The following is a 20,068-nucleotide window of genomic DNA, read 5'->3' as shown; positions in this document are numbered from 1 at the left end:
GTCTCCGGCGGCAACGCCTCACCGATCACGAACACATGCTCGAGGCTCGGGATCGAACCCGCAGAAGTATGCGCAGCGAACACACCCAACATCGACGGCACGAAATCCGTCACCGTCACCCGCTGCTCCGCGATCGTCCGCGCCAGATACTCGGGATCGCGATGACCATCCGGAGTCGCCACCACCAGATGCGCACCCGCCGCCAACGGCAGGAAATAGCCCCACAACGACACGTCGAACGTGGTCGCGGTCTTCTGCAGGTAGACATCCGACGCATCGAGCGGATACTCCGCCAGCATCCACGCGACCTGATTACCGATCGCCGAATGCGAGACGGCCACACCCTTCGGACGCCCCGTCGAACCCGACGTGAAGATCACATACGCCGTATTCGACGACCGCACCGCCGCCAACCGATCAGCATCGGTCACCTCGGTATCGGCATACCCGGACACATCCACGGTGTCCACAGCCAGAACCGGCACGTCCGCGCCTTCGGGCACCGCACCGGCATCGCCGGTGGTCGTCAGCACACACAACGGCGACGCGGTATCCAGGATGTAGCCGATCCGCTCCGCCGGATGCGCCGGATCCAACGGCACATACGCACCACCCGCCGCGACCACCGCATACATCCCGACCACGAGGTCCAGCGACCGGGAAACGAGCAGACCCACCAGAGTTTCCGGACCGACACCCTGCGCGATCAGATGCCGCGCCAACCGGTTCACCCGACCGGCGAACTCGCCGTAGGACAGACTCGTCCCCTCGAACGAAACCGCTACTCGCTCCGGATGCGCGCCAGCCGCGGCATTGAATCCATCCAGCAGCAGACCCGCCGGAAGTGCATGCTCGGTGGCATTCCACTCCGCCAGCACCTGGTCACGCTCGACCGGCGCCAGAATCTCCAGATCACCGACCGCCGTCTCCGGCGCCGCCACGATCTCCCGCAGCAGACCCACGAACCGCTCCGCGAAGCCTTCCACCGTGGCACGGTCGAACAGGTCCGTGGCATAGATGAACTTCGCCGAGACACCGTGTGCACCGGCCGTACCGGCGCCGACCGGACCCATCAGCTCGCCGAGCTCCAGCACCAGATCGAACTTCGCTGTCTCGATCGGTGACTCGAGTCCGCTGATGGTCAGGCCGGGCAGTTCCCCGGCGACCTGCGGGTTGTTGTTCTGCAGCGACAGCATCACCTGGAACAGCGGATGCCGGGCCTGCGAGCGGGCCGGGTTGAGGACCTCCACCAGGCGCTCGAACGGCAGGTCCGCGTGCCCGAAGGCGGCTACGTCACTGCTGCGGACCGTTTCCAGCAGTTCGGCGAAACCGGCACCGTGGTCGATCGGCGTCCGCAGTGCGAGCGTGTTGACGAACATGCCGATCAGATCGTCCAGAGCACGTTCACCACGCCCGGCCACCGGGGTGCCGACGACGATATCGGTCTCACCCGACAACCGGGACAGCATCACGGCGAAGGCCGCGTGCACGACCATGAAGAAGGTGACCCCATGGGCGCGGGCGAGCTCCACCAATTCGGCGTGCACGGTGTCGTCGATAGCGAAGGTGTGACTGGCCCCGTGCCCGGAGGCCACCGCGGGCCGCGGCCGGTCGGCCGGCAGGTCCAACTGCTCCGGAATACCGGCCAGAGCCTCGGACCAGTACCTGACCTGCGAGGCGATCACCGACTGCGGATCGTCCTCCGAACCCAGGACCTGGCGCTGCCACAGCGTGTAATCGGCGTACTGCACCTCGAGCGGCAGCCAGCCCGGCTCGCCGCCCTCGATCCGGGCGCTGTAGGCCGTGAGCACATCGCGGGCCAGCGGTCCCAGGGAGAAGCCGTCCGACGAAATATGGTGCACGACGAGAACCAGGACGTGCTCGGTCGGATTCGTCTCGAACAACCGGACCCGGAAGGGCACCCCGGTGGTCACGTCGAAACCGGCCGAGACGAACTCGGCCACCCGGGCGAACAGATCGGACTCCGCGACTTCCACCGGGGTGAGATCCGGGATCACCGCCGAGGTCGGCAGCACCTGCTGGAACGGCGTGCCGTCCACATCCGGGTAGAAGGTTCGCAGCGCCTCGTGCCGCGCCAGCACGTCGGCGATCGCGATCTGCATGGCCTGGCGGTCGAGCAGACCCGACAACCGCACCGCGATCGGCATATTGTCCGCGGCCGAGGCCGGATCGAACCGGTTCAGGAACCACATCCGCTGCTGCGCCAGCGACAGCGGCACCCGCTCCACGACCTCGCCCGTCTCCAGGACCTGGGTCGGACGCGGTTGCGGCACCAGCGCCACCCGGCCACCCGCACCGGCATGGGTCTCCGCGCGGGCGGCCAGCGCCGCCACGGTGGAGGCCTCGAACAGTTCCCGGACCGGAAGTTCGGTGTCCAGTGCCACCGACAACCGCGCCGCCACCCGGGTGGCGCTGAGCGAGTTACCGCCCAGCTCGAAGAAGTCGTCGTCCGCACCGACCCGCTCGGCACCCAGTACCTCGGCGAAGGTCGCGGCCACGATCTCCTCGACCGGCGTCGAGGGCGCCCGGAACACCCGCGCCTGGAACACCGGCGCCGGCAACGCCTTGCGATCCAGCTTCCCGGAGGCGTTCAGCGGGAACTCGTCCAGTACCACGAACGCGGCGGGCACCATGTACGACGGGAGCAACTCCGTCAGGTCCTCACGCAGATCCTCGATATCCAGCAGTGCGCCCGGGGCGGGCACCAGGTAGGCGACGAGCTGGTCGCCGGTGCGCGCGTCACCACGCATGACCACCACGGCCTGCCCGACCTCGTCCACACCGGCCAGCGCCGACTCGATCTCACCCAGTTCGATCCGCAGACCACGCAGCTTCACCTGGAAATCGGTACGACCCAGATACTCCAACTCACCGGCGGCGGTCCACCGCACCAGGTCACCCGTGCGATACATGCGTTCAGCAACATCGAACGGATTCGCCACGAACCGATCCGCCGACAGATCCGGACGCGCCACGTAGCCGCGCGCCAACTGCACACCCGCCAGATACAGCTCACCCGCGACACCCACCGGAACCGGCCGCAACCGGGCATCCAGCACATACACGCGAGTGTTGAACACCGGAGCACCGATCGGCACCGCAGTGGTATCCGCGTCGATGACCTCGTGATAAGTGACGTCCACCGCGGCCTCGGTCGGGCCGTACAGGTTGTGCACAGCGGTCCCGGTCAACTCCCGCAACCGATGCGCCGGCTTCGGCGCCAACGCCTCACCCGAGGAGAACACCAACCGCAACGAACCACACCGCGCCGCACCCGACTCCGCGGACACACCCGGCAACGCCGCCACGAACACCGTCAGCATCGACGGCACGAAATGCGCCACCGAAACCCGCTCGGCATCGATGAGATCGGCCAAATACTCCGGATCCCGATGACCATCCGGCTTCGCGACCACCAACCGCGCACCCACCTGCAACGGCCAGAAGAACTCCCACACCGACACATCGAACGTCGACGGCGTCTTCTGCAACACCACATCCGAAGAGTGCAGACCGTACTCCGACTGCATCCACACCAAGCGATTCACGATCGCCGCATGCGACACCGCCACACCCTTCGGACGACCCGTCGAACCCGACGTGAAAATCACATACGCCGTATTCGACGGACGCAACGGCGCGCGACGATCCGCGTCGGTGACCGGCGTATCCGCGTACGCGCCCAGGTCCAGCCTGTCGATCCGTACCTGAGCGGTATCGGTCGGCAGATCGTCGCCGGAGGTGAGCACGCAGATCGGGTCGGCGGTGGCCAGGATGTACTCGATGCGCTCGGCCGGATGATCCGGATCCAGCGGTACGTACGCGCCACCGGCGACGGTGACCGCGTACATACCGATCACCAGATCGATCGAACGCCGCATCCCCAGGGCCACATACGATTCCGGACCCACACCGCGGGCGATCAGCCACCGGGCGAGCAGATTCACCCGTGCCGTGAATTCGGCGTAGGACAGGGTCTCCGACTCGTTGGTCAGCGCGGGCGCGTCCGGGGTACGAACGCTTTGCGCGTAGAACATCGAGGCCAGCGTGGCGGTGGTATCGACGGTGTGCGCGGTGTCGTTCCACCCGCGCAGCACCTGGTCGCGTTCCCCACCGTCCAGCAGTTCGATTTCACCGATCCGCCGGTCGGGGGCCTCGGTGATGGCGGTGAGCACCCGCACCAGCCGGTCGGCGATCCGGCGCACATCGGCTTCGTCGAACATGTCCTGCTGATAGCCGGCCCGAATCCGCAGTGTGCTGCCCAGTGCGGCGATCAGGCTCAGCGGATAGTGGGTGGCGTCGACCGCGCTCAATCCGGTCACCGCCATCCCGTCGATATCGGTGGCCTGCGCCTGGATACCCTCGGCGTCCACCGGATACGACTCGAACACCAGCAGGGTGTCGAACAGGGTCGCCAGGCCGGCCGCGCCCTGGATATCCGCCAGACCCACATAGTGGTGGTCCAGCAGATCGGCCTGTTCACCCTGGGTCCGGGTGAGCAGTTCGCGCGCGGGTTCGTCCTGATCGAACCGCACCCGCACCGGGACGGTGTTGATGAACAACCCGACCATGGTCTCCACCCCGGCCAGCTGCGGGGGGCGACCGGAGACGGTGGCGCCGAACAGCACATCGTCTCGACCGGTGATCCGGCCGAGCAGTACCGCCCACGCCACCTGCAGCACCGTGTTGGCGGTGATACCGAGTTCGGCGGCCAGCGCGGTGATCCGCGCCGTCGCCGCGGCGTCCAGCTCGAAGGCGTATTCGCCGGACAGGGCCTCGATCTCGTGCGCGGCATCGCCGCCGCCGGTTTCCGGGCGGCTGAGCAGGGTCGGCTCGCTCACCCCGGCCAGCGCCTCGGCCCATACCGCCAGCGACGCCGGGTGATCCTGCCGGCCGACCCAGTCCAGGAAGTGCCGGTAGGAGCGGGCCGCGGGCAGCACGGTGCTGTCGGCGCGTACCGCGTACAGCGTCAGCAGATCCTGCATGAGCAGCGGCATGGACCAGCCGTCGAGCACGATGTGGTGGTTGGACACCACGAACTGCCAGCTGTCGGCTCCGGTCTTGATCAGGGTGAACCTGATCAGCCGCGGTTCGGCGAGATCGAAGCGCCGCAGCCGGTCGGCGTCGACGAGATCGGCGGCCGTGCCGGTAGCGCTGCGATCGTGCTCGGTCCAGTCGACCGGCACCTCGTCGAGCACGACCTGCACCGAGTTGCCCGCCCGGTCGGTGACGAACACCGTGCGCAGGTTCTCATAGCGATCCACCAGGGCTTGGGCGGCTGCGCGCAGCCGTTCGGCGTCCACCCGGCCGGTCAGGGTGAGCACCGCCTGCGCGGTGTACACATCCACCGAGGTGGCGGCGAGCTGCGCGTGGAACAGCATCCCGGCCTGCAACGAGGACAGCGGCCACAGATCGGCGACCTGCCTCGGGAACCGCTGTTCGATCTCCTCGACAGCCGGCTGCGACACCGTGACCAACGGGAAGTCCGACGGTGTATGGCCGCCCGCGTCCGTGGACTCGGCATGGCGGGCCACCGCTTCCAGTGCCCGCACCCACAGGTCCCCGAATTCACGGGCCTCGTCCGGCGACAGCAGTGTGGACGGATAGCCGATGCGCGCGGTCAGCGTATCGCCGACCACGACGGCGTTGATGTCCAGCAGCGCCATGGCCGGCATATCCGCGTCGTAACCGACGTCCACGGCCAGATCGGCCGCCGGGAGCCAGCCGAAGCCGTGCATCTCTTCGGGGATCTCGCCGGCGCCGACGCGACCCAGGTAGTTGAAGTTCACCTGGCCCGGCATCTCCCGCGGGAATTCGGCGGCAGTGTCGGAGTTCATGTACCGCAGCAGGCCGTAACCGACGCCCTTGTCCGGGACCGCGAGCAATTGCTCCTTGACGCGCTTGAGCGCGGCGCCCAGTTCCGGCTCGCCGGCGAGGGCGGCTTCGATATCGATACCGGCCGGCTCGAACCGGACCGGGAAGAGCGCGGTGAACCAGCCGACCGTGCGGGACAGATCGGCCCCGGGCACGATCTCTTCCTCACGGCCGTGACCCTCGAGCCGGATCAGCAGCGGATCGTCCAGCGCGACGCCGGGCGCGCGCCGCGCCCGCCAGGCGGCGGTCGCCAGGACGAGTGCGGTGAGCAGACCGTCGTTCACACCGCCGTGGAACAGCGCCGGAACAGTGGTGAGCAGGGTCTGGGTGACCTCCGGCGAAACCTGCACCGCGTGTACCGCGACGACTCCGGCGGTATCCACCGTGGGATCCATCCGGCGCTCGGTGAGCAGCGGGTCGGCGGTGCCGGCGACGGTCCGCCAGTACTCCAGTTCCGCGAGCCGCTCCGCGCTGTGCGCGTTCTGCTCGAGCGCATGCGCCCAGGTCCGCATGGAAGTGACCGGCGCGGGCAGTTCGGGGAGCTGGCCGACGCTGCGCGCGACCGCGGACAACACGAGATCGGGCACCAGGACACGCCACGACACGCCGTCGACCGCGAGGTGGTGCACGATAACCACCAGGTGGCCGGCCCGCTCGCCGGTGTCGGGTTCCAGCCAGACGAACCGGACCACCACACCGCGCTCGGGGTCGAGCCGATCCAGTGCGGCATCGACTGCGGCCGTGGCGATCTCGGACACTTCGGCACCGGTGAGGGCGCCGTCGAACACGGTGTGGTCGATCAGCACGTCCACATCGACGCTACCCGGTGCGCCCGTTTCCACGATCCAGTCGCCGTCGGCGGTGTACAGCCGCGACCGCAACATATCGTGCCGGTCGACCACCGGACCCAGCACGGCGGCAATGGTTTCCCGGTCGATGCCGATCGGGAGGTCCAGGGTGATGAGCTGGTGGAAACGCCCGAAGGAACCGGGCCGTTCGGCCATGAACCGCACGATCGGCGTCAGCGGCATGGTGCCGACACCGCCGCCCGGCAGTTCGACGAGTGTGCGCGTCACACTGTCGGCGTCCGCGGATTCGGCGACAGCGGCCAGCCCGGCCACCGTCCGCTGTTCGAAGACATGCCGCGGGCTGAACACCACGCCGCGGGCCTTCGCGCGGGACACCAGCTGAATGGACACGATGCTGTCGCCGCCGAGGGCGAAGAACGAATCGTCCACACCCACCCGGTCCACGCCCAGGACCTCGGCGAAGACCTCCGCGATGATCTGCTCGACCGGTGTACGCGGTCCGCGGAAGGCGGTACGCGCCTGGAACACCGGTTCGGGCAGCGCCTTGCGGTCCAGCTTCCCGGCGGGGGTCAGCGGGATCCGGTCGATGACCATGACGGCCGCCGGCACCATGTAGTCGGGCAGCCGCTCGGCGACGTACCCGGTCAGCGCCGTGACATCCACCGCGGCACCGGGGGCCGCCACCACGTAGGACACGAGCGATACCGCACCGGCGGCGTTCTTGTGTCCGGTCGTGACGGCGAAGTCGACGGTCTCGTGGGCGGTCAGCGCCGCGTCGATCTCACCCAGCTCGATACGGAAACCACGAACCTTGACCTGGAAGTCGTTACGACCCACATACTCCACCACGGGATCACCCGCGGCGTCACGACGCCAGCGCACCACGTCACCCGTGCGATAAAGCCGCGAACCCGGCTCACCGTACGGATCGGCGACGAACCGCTCGGCGGTCAAACCGGGCCGCGCGTGGTAGCCGCGGGCCAGCTGGATACCACCGACATACAGCTCACCGGCCACACCCTCGGGCACCGGGTTCAGGCGATCGTCGAGCACCAGAGTCCGCATACCCCGCACCGGGCCACCGATGGTGACCCGATCACCGGCGTGCAGCACATCACTGATATTCGTGGCGATAGTTGCTTCGGTGGGACCGTAGGCGTTGTGGAAGCGACGCTGGACCCCGCCCTCGGGCGTGGTCGACCACTTCGCCACCAGATCCGCCGAAATGGCCTCACCACCGGCGATGATCACTTCCATCCCGGCGAGGTCCGTCGGATCCAGTGAGCCGAGCACCGACGGCGTGATCAGGCCGACGGTCACACCCTCGCGGGCGATCAACTCACCCAGTTCGGCACCACCGTAGGTACCCGTCGGCACCACCACCAGCACGCCCGCCGAACCGACCGCCAGCAGCAGTTCGAGGATCGAGGCGTCGAACGACGGGGAGGCGAAAGCCAGCGCCCGCGAATCCGAGGTCAACCGGTAGCGCTCGACCTGCTCGGCGCTGAAGTTCGCCAAGCCGGCATGCGAGACGACAACGCCCTTGGGCAGACCCGTGGAACCGGAGGTGTAGATGACGTAGGCGGTGTTCGCCGGAGTCAACGGCCACACCCGGTCGGCATCGGTGATCGGATCGGAAGGATAGGTGTCCAGCGCCAATTCGTCGAGGACGAGCCAGTCCACCGAATCCGGCAGATCCGCCCGCACCGACGACACCGTGATACCCACGGGCGCACCGGAATCGGTCAACATATGCGCGATGCGATCGGCCGGATAGGTCGGATCGATCGGCAGGAACGCCGCACCTGACTTGGTGACAGCCCACTCCGCCAGCACCGAATCCGCCGACCGCGGCACCGCAACCGCCACCAGATCCTCGGCACCCAAGCACCGCTCGATCAGCACCTGCGCCAACCGGTTCGACCGCTGATCGAACTCACCATAGGAATACCGCACACCATCGAACACCACCGCCGGCGCAGACGGATCCACCGCCACCGCCGCCGCCAGCAACTCCGGCAACGTCGACGCCGGCACCGCCACACCACCCGTGCGGGACAGGACCTCGCGACGTTCGCTCGGATCGAGCAGTTCGAGATCGCCCAGAACCGCGTCCGGGTCGGCGGCCACCGCGGTCAGCAACCGCTGGAACCGGGAGATCATCGTGGACGCGGTGGCTTCGTCGAACAGTTCGGTGGCGTAGTTCACCACCAGGTCCAGACCGCCCGAGCCGTTTTCGCCCAGTGAGAACTGGAGGTCGAAGCGCGCCACATCGTCGGCGATCTCCAGCCCGGCGACGGTCAGCCCGGCCAGGTCCAGCGCCGGTGCCTCCTGGTTCTGGAAAGACAGCGCCACCTGGAACAACGGGTTGCGCGCCTGCGAACGCTCCGGGGCCAGCAGATCCACCAGCCGCTCGAACGGCACATCGGCATTGCCGAACGCGTCGAGGTCCGTCCGGCGGGCCCGGTCCACCAGGTCGGCGAAGGTTTCGCCCGATCCGACCGCGGTCCGCAGCACCAGCGTGTTGACGAACATGCCGACCAGATCGTCGAGCGCCTGCTCACCACGACCCGCGATCGGCGTACCGATCGCGATGTCGTCGCTACCGGACAACCGCGCCAGCAACGCCGCCAATCCGGCGTGCAGCACCATGAACATCGACGCGCCGCGAGCACGGGCCAGGGCGTTCAGATTCCGCACCAGCTCGGCGTCCAGCTCGCCGTGCACCCGCGCGCCGCGCAGCGACGCCACCGCGGGACGCGGGCGGTCGGTGGGCAGCACCAGTTCGTCGGGCAGATCCGCGAGAGTGTCCTGCCAGAACGCGATCTGGCGGGCCATCGGGGCGTCCGGGTCGTCCTCGGCGCCCAGCACCTGCCGCTGCCACAGCGTGTAGTCGGCGTACTGGACCGGCAGCGGCGCCCAGCCCGGCAACTCGCCCTGGACACGCGCCGCGTACGCGGTCATCACGTCCCGGGCCAGCGGCGCCAGCGAGAAACCGTCACCGGCAATGTGGTGAAGAACCACGACCAGGACGAATTCCCGGGGCGAGACGGCGAAGAGACGGACCCGCACCGGCACGGCGGCGGCCACATCGAAACCGGTCGCCGCGAACTCGACGACCTCGGCCACCACCTCGTCCGCGGACACCTGCTCCGGTTCCAGGGCCGGTACGGCCCGGTCGGCCGGCAGGATCTGCTGGACCGGCCGGCCACCCTGCTCCGGGTACCGGGTCCGCAGCGGTTCGTGCCGGGCCACCACATCACCGAGCGCCGCGCGCAAGGCCGCCACCTCGAGATCACCGGTGAGGCGGATCGCCATCGGCAGGTTGTAGGCCGCCGAGGAGGTGTCGTACTGGTTCAGGAACCACATCCGCTGCTGCGCGTAGGACAGCGGCACCAGTTCCGGCCGCGGCCCGGCCGTCAGCTCCGGCCGGGACCGGGCGCCGGACTCCTCCACCCGGAGGGCGAGCGCGGCCACGGTCGGCGCCTCGAACAGCGCGCGGACCGCCACCTGGGTACCGAGTGCCGCGCCGATCCGGGCCGCGACCTGCATACCGATCAGGGAGTTACCACCCAGCTCGAAGAAGTCGTCGTCCGCGCCGACCCGCTCCACACCCAGCACGTCGGCGAAAGTCGCCGCCACGATCTCCTCGATCGGGGTGGACGGCGCCCGGAACGCCCGTGCCGCGAAGACCGGTTCGGGCAGCGCCCGGCGATCGAGCTTGCCGCTGGCGTTCAGCGGGAAGGCGTCGAGCACAACGAACGCGGCGGGCACCATGTACGACGGCAACCGGCCCGCCAGGGCGGCGCGCAGCGCGTCGCTCTCGATCGCGGCGCCGGCGGCCGGCACCACATAGCCGACGAGCTGGTCTCCGGTGCGCGCGTCACCACGGAGCACCACCACGGCCTGCGCGACCGCGTCGATCTCGGTCAGCGCGGATTCGATCTCACCGAGTTCGATGCGCAGGCCCCGCAGCTTCACCTGGAAGTCGGTACGACCCAGGTATTCGAGCTCACCGGCGGCGGTCCACCGCACCAGGTCACCCGTGCGATACATGCGTTCAGCAACATCGAACGGATCGGCCACGAACCGATCCGCCGACAGATCCGGCCGCGCCACATACCCACGCGCCAACTGCGCACCCGCCAGATACAGCTCACCCGCGACACCGACGGGAACCGGCCGCAGCCTGGCATCGAGCACGTACACCCGCGTGTTGAACACCGGAGCGCCGATCGGCACCACCGCGGTATCCGCGTCGGTCACCTCATGGAAGGTGACGTCGACCGCGGCCTCGGTCGGGCCGTACAGGTTGTGCACAGCGGTCCCGGTCAGTTCACGCAATCGATGCGCCGGCTTCGGCGCCAACGCCTCACCCGAGGAGAACACCAACCGCAACGAACCACACCGCGCCGCATCAGCAGGCAGCGCCGCCACGAACACGGTCAGCATGGACGGCACGAAATGCGCCACCGAAACCCGCTCGGCATCGATGAGATCCGCCAGATACTCCGGATCACGATGCCCATCCGGCTTCGCGACCACCAGGCGTGCGCCGATCTGCAACGGCCAGAAGAACTCCCACACCGACACATCGAACGTCGACGGCGTCTTCTGCAACACCACATCCGACGCGGTCAAACCGTACTCCGACTGCATCCACACCAAGCGATTCACGATCGCCGCATGCGACACCGCCACACCCTTCGGACGACCCGTCGAACCGGACGTGAAGATCACGTACGCGGTATTCGACGGACGCAACGGCGCACGACGGTCGGCATCGGTCACCAGAACATCGGCATACCCCGAAAGGTCGATCTCGTCCACGACCACCACCGGACGGTCCGCCGTGGTGAATCCGTCCGCCGAACTCGTCAATACACAGACCGGGTCCGCGGTGGCCAGGATGTAGTCCGTGCGCTCGGCAGGCTGCTCCGGATCCAGCGGCACATACGCACCACCGGCGGTGACCACCGCGTACATCGCCACGACCAGATCCAGCGAGCGCCGCATACCCAGCGCCACCGGCACATCCGGCCCGACACCCAGCGAGATCAGATGCCGCGCCAGGCGGTTCACCCGGCCGGCGAACTCGGCGTAGGACAGACCTGTCCCCTCGAACGTCACCGCGGGCGCTTCCGGAGTGCGCACCACCCGGTCGGCGAACAGACCGGCCAGGGTCGCGTCCGGATCGACGGCGCGCTCCGGGCCGTACCCGCCGCGCAGTACCGCCGATGCTTCCAGCGCGTCCAGGAGCGGGAGATCACCCACCGGCCGCTCCGGCGTCTTGACCACGGCCTTGAGCAACCGGACGAAACGCTGGGCGAACTGCGCGACCGTCGCGCGGTCGAACAGATCGGTCGCGTAGGTGAAGACCGCGTCGATCCCGGCCGTCCCGGTCCGCTCGCCGAGATCCAGCTGGAGATCGAATTTCGCGGTCTCCAGGGGCATCTCGACCGCGCCGATCGCCAGCCCGGACAGCTCCGTATGCACCGCCGGCGTGTTCTGCATCGCCAGCATCACCTGGAAGAGCGGATGCCGGGCCTGCGATCGCACCGGGTTGAGGATCTCCACCAAACGTTCGAACGGCAGATCGGCGTGCCCGAACGCGGCGATATCGGTACCGCGCACCGAACCCAGCAGCTCGGTGAACCCGGCCCCGGAATCGACCGGCGTCCGCAGCACCAGGGTGTTGACGAACATACCGACCAGATCGTCGAGGGCACGTTCACCGCGGCCCGCGATCGGCGTGCCGATCGCGATATCGGTCTCCCCGGACAACCGCGACAGCAGTACCGCGAACGCGGCGTGCACCGCCATGAACAGGGTCGCGCCTTCGGCCCGCGCCAGTTCGGCCAGCCCGGCATGGGTCTCGGCGTCGATCTCGAACGAATGGGTGGCGCCCCGGCCCGAGGAGATCGCGGGCCGCGCCCGGTCCGCCGGAAGATTCAGCTGGTCCGGCAGCCCGGCCAGCTCCCGCGACCAGTACGAGATCTGCTGGGTGATCACCGATTCGGGGTCGTCCTCCGAACCCAGCACCTGCCGCTGCCACAGCGCGAAATCGGCGTACTGCACCTCCAGCGGCGCCCAGCCGGGCTCGTCGCCGACGGTACGCGCCACATACGCGGTCACCACGTCACGGAGCAGTGGTGCCATCGAGAAACCGTCACCGGAGATGTGGTGGACGACGAAGCCGAGCACATGTTCGGACGCGCCGAGCCGGAAGAGCCGGGCCCGGAACGGCACGCTCGAGGTCACATCGAAGCCTGCCATCACCAGCTCCGCGAGCCGTGCGGGCAGGTCGTCCGCCGTGACCTCGACCGGCGTCAGCTCCGGCAGCACCTCGGCCGCCGGCAGCACCTGCTGGAACGGAGTCCCGCCGACCTCCGGATAGAAGGTCCGCAGCGATTCGTGCCGCACCAGCACATCGCCGACGGCGGCTGCCAGGGCGGCCGTGTCGAGATCACCGGACAGCCGGACCGCGACCGGGATGTTGTCCACGAACGAATCCGGATCGAAACGGTTCAGGAACCACATCCGCTGCTGCGCCAGCGACAGCGGCACCCGCTCCACGACCTCGCCCGTCTCCAGGACCTGGGTCGGACGCGACTGCGGCACCAGCGCCGCCCGCCCGCCGGCCTCGGACCGCAGTTCCGCGCGCGCGGCCAGGGCGGCCACGGTGGGCGCTTCGAACAGCGCGCGCACCGGGACGTCGACATCCAGGGCCCGCCCGAGGCGGGCCGCGACCTGGGTGGCGATCAGCGAGTTGCCGCCCAGGGCGAAGAAGTCGTCGTCGGCGCCGATCCGGTCCGCACCGAGAACATCGGCGTAGACACCGGCCACGATCTCCTCGATCGGGGTCGACGGCGCCCGGAACTCCCGCGCCTGGAATTGCGGCTGCGGCAAGGCCTTGCGATCCAGCTTGCCGGACGGGTTCAACGGGAACTGGTCCAGCTCCAGCACGGTCGCCGGCACCATGTAGGCCGGCAGCACCGCACGGACCGCCTCGAGCAATTCCACGGATTCGATCCGTGCGCCCGTCGCCGGCACCACATAGGCGACCAGCTGCTCGCCCAGCGGCGATGTCGCGACCGTCACCACGGCCTGACCCACCTGCGGTTGTGCCAGCAGGGCGGATTCGATTTCGCCGAGTTCGATGCGCAGGCCCCGCAGCTTCACCTGGAAGTCGGTACGACCCAGATACTCCAACTCACCGGCGGCGGTCCACCGCACCAGGTCACCCGTGCGATACATGCGTTCAGCAACATCGAACGGATTCGCCACGAACCGATCCGCCGACAGATCCGGCCGCGCCACATACCCACGCGCCAACTGCACACCCGCCAGATACAACTCACCCGCGACACCCACCGGAACCGGCCGCAACCGGCCATCCAGCACATACACGCGAGTGTTGAACACCGGAGCACCGATCGGCACCGCAGTGGTATCCGCATCCGTCACCTCATGGAAGGTGACATCGACCGCGGCCTCGGTCGGGCCGTACAGGTTGTGCACAGCGGTCCCGGTCAACTCCCGCAACCGATGCGCCGGCTTCGGCGCCAACGCCTCACCCGAGGAGAACACCAACCGCAACGAACCACACCGCGCCGCACCCGACTCCGCGGACACACCCGGCAACGCCGCCACGAACACCGTCAGCATCGACGGCACGAAATGCGCCACCGAAACCCGCTCGGCATCGATGACCTCCGCCAAATACTCCGGATCCCGATGACCATCCGGCTTCGCGACCACCAACCGCGCACCCACCTGCAACGGCCAGAAGAACTCCCACACCGACACATCGAACGTCGACGGCGTCTTCTGCAACACCACATCCGAAGACTGCAGACCGTACTCCGACTGCATCCACACCAAGCGATTCACGATCGCCGCATGCGACACCGCCACACCCTTCGGACGACCCGTCGAACCCGACGTGAAAATCACATACGCCGTATTCGACGGACGCAACGCTGCCACCCGATCGGCATCCGTGACGGGGGCGTCGGCGTAGCCCGACAGGTCCAGCATGTCCACGGCCAGTACCGGCACACCTGTCCCCTCGGGAACAGCACCGGCATCGGACGTCGAGGTCAGCACACAGACCGGTCGCGCGGTCTCGAGCACATACGCGGTCCGCTCCGCCGGATGCTCGGGATCCACCGGTACATACGCGCCGCCGGCGGTGACGACCGCGTACATGGCCACCACCAGATCCACCGAACGCCGCAGCGCCAGACCGACCAGCGATTCCGGCCCCACGCCCTCGGAGATCAGATGCCGCGCCAGACGGTTGACCCGTCCGGCGAACTCCGCGTAGGTCAGTTCGGCACCCTCGAACGACACCGCGATCCGATCCGGATACGCAGCGACCGCTCCGGCGAACTCGTCCAGGAGCAACCGGGACTCGACCGTGCGTTCGGTCGCGTTCCAGCGGTGCAGCACCAATTCGCGTTCGGCCGCGTCGAGCAGATCGATATCACCCACGGCGACGGACGGATCGGCGACGATCCCGTCCAGCATCCGGACCAACCGGTCCGCGATCCGGCGCACATCGGCCTCGCCGAACATGTCCTGCCGGTACCCGGCCCGGATCCGCAGCGTATTGCCGAGCGCGGCGACCAGGGTCAGCGGATAGTGCGTGGCGTCGATTCCGGCCAGGCCGGCCACCGTCATTCCGTCGATATCGGTGGCCTGCGCCTGGATACCCTCGGCATCCACCGGATACGACTCGAACACCAGCAGGGTGTCGAACAGCGCCGCCATCCCGGCCGCGCCCTGGATATCCGCCAGACCCACATAGTGGTGGTCCAGCAGGTCGGCCTGTTCGGCCTGGACCCGGGCGAGCGCTGTCCGTACGGACTCGTTCTGATCGAACCGCACCCGCACCGGGATCGTGTTGATGAACAACCCGACCATGGTCTCCACGCCGGGCAGTTCCGGCGGGCGACCGGAGACGGTGGCGCCGAACAGCACATCGTCGCGACCGGTCAGCCGGCCCAGCAGTACCGCCCAGGCCAGCTGCAGCACCGTGTTCGCCGTCACGCCGACCTCGGTGGCCAGCGCGGTCATCCGGGCCGTGGCCGCGGTGTCCAGCTCGAACACGTACTCACCCGACAGCGCGGTGATCTCGGAGCCGCCCGCTTCGGGGCGGACGAGCAGGGTCGGTTCCTCGACCCCCGCCAGCGCCGCCCGCCAGGCCTCCAGCGAGATCCCGCGATCCTGGCGGCCGACCCATGCCAGGAAGGTCCGGTACGAGTGGACCGCAGGCAGCGCCGCGGCATCGCCACGGACCGCGTACAGCGTCAGCAGATCCCGCATGAGCAGCGGCATGGACCAGCCGTCGAGCAGGATGTGATGGTTCGACACCACGAACTGCCAGGTATCGGCTCCGGTCCTGATCAGCGTGAACCGGAGCAGCGGCGGCTCGGCGAGATCGAAGCGCCGCAATCGGTCCGCCTCGATGAGGTCGGCGGCCGTCCCGGCGCTGCTGCGGTCGTGCTCGGTCCAGTCGACCGGCATATCCTTCAGGACCACCTGGACCGGGTGGCCCTCGTGGTCGGTGACGAAGGCGGTGCGCAGGTTCTCGTACCGATCGACCAGGGCCTGCGCCGCCGCACGCAAGCGGGCGGCGTCCACCCGGCCGGTCAGCGTGAGCACCACCTGGCCGGTGTACACATCCACCGAGGTCTCGGCGATCTGGGCGTGGAACAGCATGCCGGCCTGCAGTGCGGACAGCGGCCACACATCGGCGACCGGGAAGCGCCGCTCGATTCCGTCGACATCGGACTGCGACAGCGCGACCATGCCGAAATCGGACGGGGTGTGCCCGCCGGCGCCCGCGGAATTCGCGTGGCGCGCGACCGCTTCCAGCGCCCGCGTCCACAACTCACCGAACTCGCGGACCTCCTCGGCCCCGAGCAGGGTGGTCGGGTACCCGATCCGCGCGATGAACTCGTCGCCGGCGACGACGGCGTTGATATCCAGCAGCGCCAGCGCCGGCATATCCGCGTCGAATGCCGCGTCCACCACCAGATCGGCGGGCAGCCAGCCGAACTCGCGCATTTCCGGGGACAACTCGCTCGAACCGGCGGACCGGCCCAGGTAGTTGAAGCTCACCTGACCCGGCAGCTCGACCGGCAGTTCGCCTGCGGTCCGCGGGTTCAGCTGGCGCAGCAACCCGTAGCCGATGCCCTTGTCCGGCACCGCGAGCAGCTGTTCCTTCACCGCCTTGAGCGCCGCTCCCAACGCCGGGCCGCCGGCGAGCGCGTCCTCGAAATCGATACCGGCCGGCGCGAACCGCACCGGGAAGACGGAGGTGAACCAGCCGACGGTATGGGACAGATCGGCACCGGGCACGACCTCTTCCTCACGACCGTGGCCCTCGAGCCGGATCAGCAGCGGATCATCGATCGCCGCCGCGGGCACCCGCCGCGCCCGCCACGTGGCGGTGGCGAGTACGAGCGCGGTGAGCAGACCGTCGTTCACCCCACCGTGGAACAACGCCGGCACCGTGGTGAGCAGCGCCTGGGTGACCTCGGGCGATACCCGCACCGAATACGTGTCGACCGTCGCGGCGGTATCGACCGCCGGGTCCAGCGCGCGATCGGTCAGCAGCGGATCGGCGGTATCGACGACGGTCCGCCAGTAGTCCAGTTCGGCCTCCCGCTCGGCACTGCGCGCGTGCGCCTCGAGCGCATGCGCCCAGGTCCGCATCGAGGTGGTCGGCTCCGGCAGTTCCGGCAGGAGCCCGGCGCTGTGCGCACCGGCGGACAGCACGAAGTCCGGGACCAGAATGCGCCAGGACACGCCGTCGACCACCAGGTGATGCGCCACGACGACCAGATATCCCGGCCGGTCGGCGGTATCCGGTTCCAGCCAGACGAACCGCACCACCACGCCGTGGCCGGGATCCATGCGGTCCAGGGCCGCGTCGACCGCGGCGGTGGCCGTTTCGAGCACCTGCTCATCGGTGGCGGCGGCATCGAACACGGTGTGATCGATGAGCGCGTCCACGTCGACCGAACCGGGCTCGACCGTCTCCACGACCCATTCGCCGTCCACGACGAACAGGCGGGACCGCAACATATCGTGCCGGTCGAGCACCGGGCCCACCACCGCGGCGATGGTCTCGCGGGTGACGCCGATCGGCAGGCTCAGCGGCGTCAGCTGATGGAAACGCCCGAACGAGCCGAAGCGTTCGACCATCATCCGCACCACCGGGGTGAGCGGCATACGGCCGACCCCGCCCCCCGGCAACTCGGCCAGGGTCCGCACCGCGCCGTCGACGGATTCCGCGAACTCGGCGACCGACGCCAGGCCCGCCACCGTGCGCTTCTCGAACACCTGCCGCGGGGTGAACACCACACCGCGCGATTTGGCCCGTGACACCAGCTGGATGGAGACGATGCTGTCGCCGCCGAGGGCGAAGAAATCGTCGTCCGCGCCGACCCGCTCGACGCCGAGGACCTCGGCGAAGATATCCGCCAGGATCTCCTCGATCGGCGTCGAGGCCGCCCGGAATTCCCGGGTCTCGAACACCGGTTCCGGCAACGCGCTACGGTCCAGTTTGCCCGAGGCGTTCATCGGGAACGTCTCGAGTGCCACGAAGGCAGACGGCACCATGTACGACGGCAGCCGACCGTGCAGATGTGCACGCAGCTCGTCGGTGGTGATCGTCGCCCCGGCCACCGGCACCACATACGCGACCAGGTGGTCACCGGTGCCCGTATGCCGCAGGATGACCAGTGCCCTCGCGACGGCGTCCATCTCGGTGAGCGCGGCCTCGATCTCGCCGGGCTCGATCCGCTGACCGTGCAGTTTCACCTGGAAGTCGCTTCGGCCCAGGTACTCCAACTCACCCGCGGCGGTCCACCGCACCAGGTCACCGGTGCGGTACATCCGCTCGCCGGCGTGGAAGGGGTCCGCGACGAAACGCGTGGTGGTCAGATCGGGGCGGGCCAGATAGCCGGGGGCCAGCTGCACACCACTGATGTAGAGCTCACCCTGGACACCGGCGGGCACCGGCCGCAACCGGTCGTCGAGTACGTAGGTCCGGGTGTTGAGACCCGGGACACCGATCGGCACGGCTCCGGTTTCGACGCCGGTCACCTCGTGGGCGGTGACATCGACCGTGGTCTCGGTGGGCCCGTACTGGTTGAACAGGCGGGCGCCGGTGCGTTCCCGCAACCGCCGCGCGAGGTCGCCGGACAGCGCCTCACCGCCGACGACGATACTGCGCAACCCGGCCCAGGCCGCGGGCTCGGATTCGGACAGGAACACCGACAGCAGCGACGGCACGAACTGTGCCATGGTGACGCCTTCGTCGGCGATCAATCCGGTGAGGTACGCCGCGTCGCGATGCCCCTCCGAATGCGCGATGACCAGGCGGGCGCCGAGCTGCAACGGCATGAAGAACTCCACCACGGACGGGTCGAAGGTCGCCAGGGTGCGGTTCAGCAGCACATCGCCGGCACCGAGACCGTGCCGTTCGCGGGTGGTCGCCAGGTAGTTGAGCACCGCCCGGTGCGAGACCGGGACACCCTTCGGCCGGCCCGTGGAGCCCGAGGTGAAGATCGCGTACGCGGTGTTGTCCGGCCGCAGCGGCCGGAGTCGTTCGGCGTCGGTGAGCGCGGTGCCGGCGACACCGGACAGATCCAGCCGATCGATACGCACCTGACCGGGGATCGCGGGATCGAGATCTTCCCCGGACGTCAGCACACAGATCGGGCGCGCCGTATCGACGATGTACTCGAGCCGGTCCACGGGCTGGTCCGGATCCAGCGGCACATACGCGCCGCCGGCCGCGACCACCGCGTACGCACCGGTGATCAGGTCGATCGACCGGCGCATGCCCAGAGCGACATAGGTTTCGGTACCGACACCGGCATCGCGCAGCCACCGCGCCAACCGGCGCACGCGGCCGGCGAACTCGCCGTAGGACACAGCGGTGCCCTCGTAGGTCAGCGCCACTCGATCCGGAGACTCCGACACCACCCGGTCGAACCCGTCCAGCAACAGGCCCGGTTCGATCATGCCGTCGGTGGCGTTCCACCGGTGCAGTACCAGCTCGCGTTCGGCCGCGTCGAGCAGCTCCAGCTCACCGACCGGGGCCGCGGGATCGGCGACGACCCCGGCCAGCACCCGCAGGTACCGCTGCACGAATCCCGCCACCGTCGCCTGGTCGAACAGGGCGGTGGCGTAGGTCAGGTACCCCGTCACGCCCTGCGCGGCACCCGACGCGTCGTAGGTGTCGCTGAGAATCATGCTCAGGTCGTACAGGGAGACCTCGGTACCGGCGTCCACTCCGGACACCGAGAGACCGGGGATTTCCAGACTCGCCTGGCCCAGGTTCT

1 protein-coding gene (running past both ends of the window) is annotated in these 20,068 nt (G+C 68.7%); it reads right to left on the bottom strand.

Nucleotides 1-20,068: part of a non-ribosomal peptide synthetase coding region (locus NF4_RS35355; RefSeq protein WP_063131747.1), annotated on the bottom strand (this coding region is incomplete at both ends). The annotated region is longer than the window, extending 7,044 nt past the left edge and 14,498 nt past the right edge; the window shows 20,068 of its 41,610 annotated nt.

Origin of the sequence: Nocardia fusca NBRC 14340 (assembly GCF_001618425.1) — a bacterium.
Taxonomy (GTDB): Bacteria; Actinomycetota; Actinomycetes; order Mycobacteriales; family Mycobacteriaceae; genus Nocardia; species Nocardia fusca.
This window is presented reverse-complemented; position numbering and strand designations above follow the sequence as displayed.